The sequence below is a fragment of the Nocardia sp. NPDC050793 genome, from assembly GCF_040654065.1.
GTDB lineage: Bacteria > Actinomycetota > Actinomycetes > Mycobacteriales > Mycobacteriaceae > Nocardia.
Window position 1 is genome coordinate 1 of the sequence record NZ_JBFAHG010000011.1, and the last position, 4,974, is coordinate 4,974.

General features: G+C 68.8%; 5 protein-coding genes. 1 reads left to right on the forward strand and 4 read right to left on the reverse strand.

Annotation, left to right across the window (positions count from 1 at the left end; translation table 11 throughout):
- Positions 1 to 93 precede the first annotated feature (93 nt).
- From prcA to dop, 4 genes are all read right to left on the reverse strand, one after another.
- Positions 94 to 864, reverse strand: a complete 771-nt coding sequence (prcA, locus tag AB0H50_RS29445; protein ID WP_357458907.1) for a proteasome subunit alpha — start codon at positions 862 to 864, stop codon at positions 94 to 96.
- Positions 861 to 1,709: a proteasome subunit beta gene (prcB, locus tag AB0H50_RS29450; RefSeq protein WP_357458910.1), complete on the reverse strand. Its 849-nt coding sequence runs from the start codon at positions 1,707 to 1,709 to the stop codon at positions 861 to 863. The genes prcA and prcB overlap by 4 nt, the downstream gene beginning before the upstream one ends.
- A 14-nt stretch (positions 1,710 to 1,723) precedes the next feature.
- A complete protein-coding gene (locus tag AB0H50_RS29455) occupies positions 1,724 to 1,918 on the reverse strand; it encodes a ubiquitin-like protein Pup (protein WP_067781199.1) in 195 nt (64 codons plus the stop codon).
- Between the two features lie 187 nt (positions 1,919 to 2,105).
- On the reverse strand, positions 2,106 to 3,605 hold the full coding sequence (gene dop / locus AB0H50_RS29460) for a depupylase/deamidase Dop (RefSeq protein ID WP_357404967.1): 1,500 nt from the start codon (positions 3,603 to 3,605) through the stop codon (positions 2,106 to 2,108).
- A gap of 92 nt (positions 3,606 to 3,697) precedes the next feature.
- Between dop and AB0H50_RS29465 the strand changes: the two genes are divergently transcribed.
- Complete coding sequence (locus tag AB0H50_RS29465; protein WP_357458912.1) at positions 3,698 to 4,897, forward strand: DUF418 domain-containing protein; 1,200 nt, start codon at positions 3,698 to 3,700, stop codon at positions 4,895 to 4,897.
- Positions 4,898 to 4,974: the final 77 nt, after the last annotated feature.

Here is a 4,974-nt window from a genome sequence, read left to right on the forward strand (position 1 = left end):
CCGCTGTTAGGTCCCCCGGCACCCCCGCCCAACACCCTGAACGCCCGGGGGGGGCCCCCGGGGGGGCGGTCCACCGCGGGCCTTCGGCTTCGACTACTCCGAGTCCGGCGACTCCTCGGGAAGCTCGACCACCTTGGTCTTCGCCCCCGGCTTGCCCGCCTGCAGCAACTTCTCCAGCGCGCTGTCGGAGATCCTGCGGAACGCCCTGCGCGGCCGCGCCTGCTCCAGCGTGGCCGCCTCGAGCGAGCTCACGCCGAGCACCCGCTTGTCCTTGTCGGCGCCCTCGGGAATCCCGGCCTGCAGCGCCTTGACCGCGACACCGATCGCGCCCGCCAGGTCGAGACCCGGCCGGTAGGACCCCTTCAGCGCGGCGACGATGGGCTCGGTCGTGCCGCCCATCACCACGAACTCGCGCTCGTCCACGATCGAGCCGTCGAAGGTGATCCGGTACAGCACCGACTGCGGCGCCTGCTCCGGATACCCCACCTCGGCCACGCAGATCTCCACCTCGTACGGCTTGAGCTGATCGGTGAAGATCGTGCCGAGGGTCTGCGCGTAGGCGTTGGCCAGCGCCCTGCCGGTCACGTCTCGCCGGTCGAACTGGTAACCGCGCAGGTCGGCCTGCAGGATGCCGCCGCGACGCAGATTCTCGAACTCGTTGTACTTGCCGACGGCCGCGAACCCGATGCGGTCGTACAGCTCACTCACCTTGTGCAGCGTCGCGGAGGGATTCTCCGCGACGAACAGCACTCCCTTGTCGTACGCCAGAACGATGACACTGCGACCACGAGCGATGCCTTTGCGCGCGAGCTCGGTCTTGTCGCGCATGATCTGCTCGGCCGACGCGTAGTACGGCAGTGTCATGCGGTGGCGCTCCCTTCCTCCGCCGCCGCGCGGTCGGCGACTATGCCGCGGGCGATCTCCTCTATGCGCTCCTCCGGGACCTCCACCGCACCGTCCTCGTCGATCGTGACGATCGTCGGGTAGATGCCGCGAGCGAGATCCGGTCCACCGGTCGCGGTGTCGTCGTCCGAGGCGTCGAACAGCGCCTCGACCGCGATGCGCATCGCCCGGTTCCCGTCGATTCCCTTGGCGTACAGCTTCTTCAGCGACGTCTTGGCGAACATCGAACCGGAACCGACTGCGGTGTAACCGAATCGCTCCTCGCTGCGACCGCCGACCACGTCGTAGGACACGATGCGGCCGACCCGGTCGGGATCGGTGGCCTGCTGGTCGAAGCCGACCAGCACCGGCACCACGGCCAGACCCTGCAGCGCGGCGGGGAGGTTGTCGCGCACCATCTTCGACAGCTTGTTGGCCTTACCGTCGAAGGTGAGCGGAACGCCCTCGATCTTCTCGTAGTACTCGAGCTCCACCGCGAACAGGCGCACCATTTCGACGGCCATACCCGCGGTGCCCGCGATGCCCGCCGCCGAGTAGGTGTCGGTGATGTACACCTTCTCCATGTCCCTGCTCGCCACCAGGTTCCCCTGGGTGGCGCGGCGGTCGCCCGCGATCAGCACGCCGCCGCGATAGCTCACCGCGACGATGGTGGTGCCGTGCGGGGCGACGTCCTTCGCGACAGCGCCACCGGAGTTTCCGGTGGCGCCGTCGATCGCAGCGAACCTGTTGCCCGGCAACAGCTCCGGTGCGTGTGCGCGCAGGTGTTCGGTGAACGAGGAGAGGGCGTACCCCGGGTGGAGACGCATGGGGTCACCCGCTGTCACTGGCCGCCCTTCTGCACATAGGCGCGGACGAAGTCCTCCGCGTTCTCCTCGAGCACGTCATCGATCTCGTCGAGCAGGTCGTCGGTATCCTCCGCCAGCTTCTCGCGGCGCTCCTGACCGGCCGCGTCGACGCCGTCGGGACCCTCGTCCTCGTCGCCGCCCCCGGTGCGCTTGGTCTGCTCTTGTGCCATGGCAGCCGACCTCCTCTGTCCTCATCATGACCGGAGCCAAGAGTCTGAGCACGGCCCCGGTCATGAGCAATGTGCGTGCTCGTACAACAACACTACCCAGCCGAGCCGACACGATGTCGGATCTGTGCCCAATTCGCCGCGCGGACAGCACCCGTTTCGCGACAAGCCCCGCGCGGGACGGACGTCGCTACGTGGTGAGTTGCTGGACCAGTTGAGCGGCGGTGTCCACGCCGTCGAGCAGCTTGCCGACATGCGATTTGGTGCCGCGGCGCGGTTCCAGGGTCGGGATGCGCACCAGCGAGTCGCCGCCCAGATCGAAGATCACCGAATCCCAGCTCGCGGCGGCGATATCCGCGCCGAAGCGGCGCAGGCACTCACCGCGGAAGTAGGCGCGGGTGTCGGTGGGCGGCTTGGTCATCGCGTCGAGCACCTGTTGTTCGGAGACCAGCCGCTTCATCGAGCCCCGCGCCACCAGGCGGTTGTACAGGCCCTTGTCCAAGCGTACGTCGGAATACTGCAGGTCCATCAGGTGCAGTTTCGGCGCGGCCCAGCTCAGGCCCTCCCGCTGACGCATGCCCTCGAGCAGGCGCAGTTTGGCAGGCCAGTCGAGCAGGTTCGCGCACTCCATCGGGTCGCGCTCGAGCAGGTCGAGGACCATCGCCCAGTTGTCCAGGATGTCCTGCACGCGGGCGTCCTCGTTGCCCTCGCGGTCCATGAACTTGGCGACCCGCTCGTGGTAGAGCCGCTGCAGGGCCAGGCCGGTCAGCTCGCGGCCGTCGGCGAGCGCCACGGTGGCGCGCAGGCTCGGGTCGTGACTGATCTGGTGCACGGCGGTGACCGGGCGGGCCAGCTGCAGGTCGGAGAGGTCCTCGCCCGCCTCGATCAGATCGAGCACCAGCGCGGTGGTGCCGACCTTGAGGTAGGTCGACATCTCGGCGAGGTTGGCGTCGCCGATGATGACGTGCAGCCTGCGGTACTTGTCGGCGTCGGCGTGCGGCTCGTCGCGGGTGTTGATGATGCCGCGCTTGAGCGTGGTCTCCAGGCCGACCTCGACCTCGATGTAGTCGGAGCGCTGGGACAGCTGGAACCCGGCGTGGTCGCCGGATTGGCCGATGCCGACCCGGCCGGAACCGCAGATCACCTGCCGGGAGACGAAGAACGGCGTCAGCCCGACGATGATCTGATTGAACGGGGTGTCCCGGTTCATCAGGTAGTTCTCGTGGGTCCCGTACGAGGCGCCCTTGCCGTCGACGTTGTTCTTGTACAGCTGCAGCCGGGGCGCTCCCGGCACACTCGAGGCGTGCCGCGCGGCGGCCTCCATCACGCGTTCGCCCGCCTTGTCCCAGATCACCGCGTCCAGCGGGTCGGTGACCTCGGGCGCGGAGTACTCCGGGTGCGCGTGGTCGACGTACAGGCGGGCGCCGTTGGTGAGGATCATGTTGGCCGCGCCGACCTCGTCGGCGTCGATCACCGGCGCCGGTCCGTTCATCCGGCTCAGGTCGAAGCCACGCGCGTCGCGCAGCGGCGACTCCACCTCGTAATCCCAGCGCGTGCGCTTGGCCCGCGGCACACCTTCGGCGGCCGCGTACGCGAGAACCGCCTGGGTGGAGGTGAGGATCGGGTTGGCCGACGGCTCGGTGGGGGTGGAAATGCCGTATTCGACCTCGATACCGATGATGCGCTGCATACCTCGAGCCTAGGCGACACCGGCCAATGTCATACCGAGGGTGGTACTTCCGGAGGATCGCGGCCCCGGCGCGCGGGCCGGATAGTCGACGCATGACCGAATCCATCGCCGAAACCGGGGCGGGAGCCGTCCAGCGGCCCCGGGTTGCGGACGCGCGCCCCGCGCGGCTGATCGCGCTCGACGTGCTGCGCGGCATCGCGATCCTCGGCACACTGGGCACCAATATCTGGATCCTGACCGATTCCGAGGGCCTCGTCGGCTACATCGACGAACTGGGCGCCGCGCCGGACGGCGGCTGGATGTGGACCGAGCGGGTGCTGCAACAGCTGGCGCAGGGCAAGTTCCTCGGCCTGCTGACCATCATGTTCGGTATCGGCCTGGCCATCCAGCAGGCGTCGGCGGTACGCCGCGGGCGCCCGTGGCCGGGCGGGTACCCGTGGCGGGCCGGGCTGCTCTTTCTGGACGGCGTGCTCAACTTCGTGCTCGTCGCCGAGTTCGACGTGCTGATGGGTTACGCGGTGACCGGCCTGGTGGTTGCCTTCGTCCTCGCCAAGAGCGAGCGCGCGCAACGCCGCTGGCTGACGATCGCGGCGTGCGTCCACCTGGCCATGCTGACGCTCATCGCGCTCGCTATGGCCTTTGCCCCACAGCAGGATTCGACTCCCCGCGAGCCGCTGGACCCGAACCCCTATGCGGACGGCTCGTTCTGGGATCTGGTCGTGTTCCGCCTGGACAACGCGCTCGCATTCCGCATCGAAGGCGTTTTTGTCTTCGCCATGTCGGTCGCACTGTTTCTCGTCGGAGCCCAGCTGTACCGGGCAGGTGTGTTCCGCCCCGAGGGCGCACGAATCCGCAAGCGGCTCATGGTGTTCGGAGCGATCGCCGCGCCGATCGACTTCCTCGTCGGTGTCTTCGGCGGCGATCTGGTGTTGCTCACCCGGTACGGCACCGCGCCGTTCGTCGCCTTCGGCATCCTCGCGGTCGTCGCCGAGTTCTACCTGCGCCGCCCGCGGCTGGGTTTCGCGGGCCGACGGTTCACCGAGATCGGCCGCACCGCACTGTCCTGCTACATCCTGCAGAACCTGGTGGCCTCGACGCTGTGCTACGGCTGGGGTCTCGGCCTGGCCGCGCGCGTCTCCCCCGAGGCGCGTGTGCCGTTCACGATCGCGATCTACCTGGTGGTCGTGGCGATCATCGCGGCGGGCGCCCACCTCTGGCTGCGGCGATTCGAGCGCGGGCCGGTCGAGTGGGCGTGGCACACTTGCTACCGGTCGCTGACCCGCGAGCGCTGAAGCAGCCCCGGTCCGCGCCCTTGCACCGAACCCGGGCGGCGGGGGCCCCGGAGACCCCCCCGCCCGGTGGGGCCCCC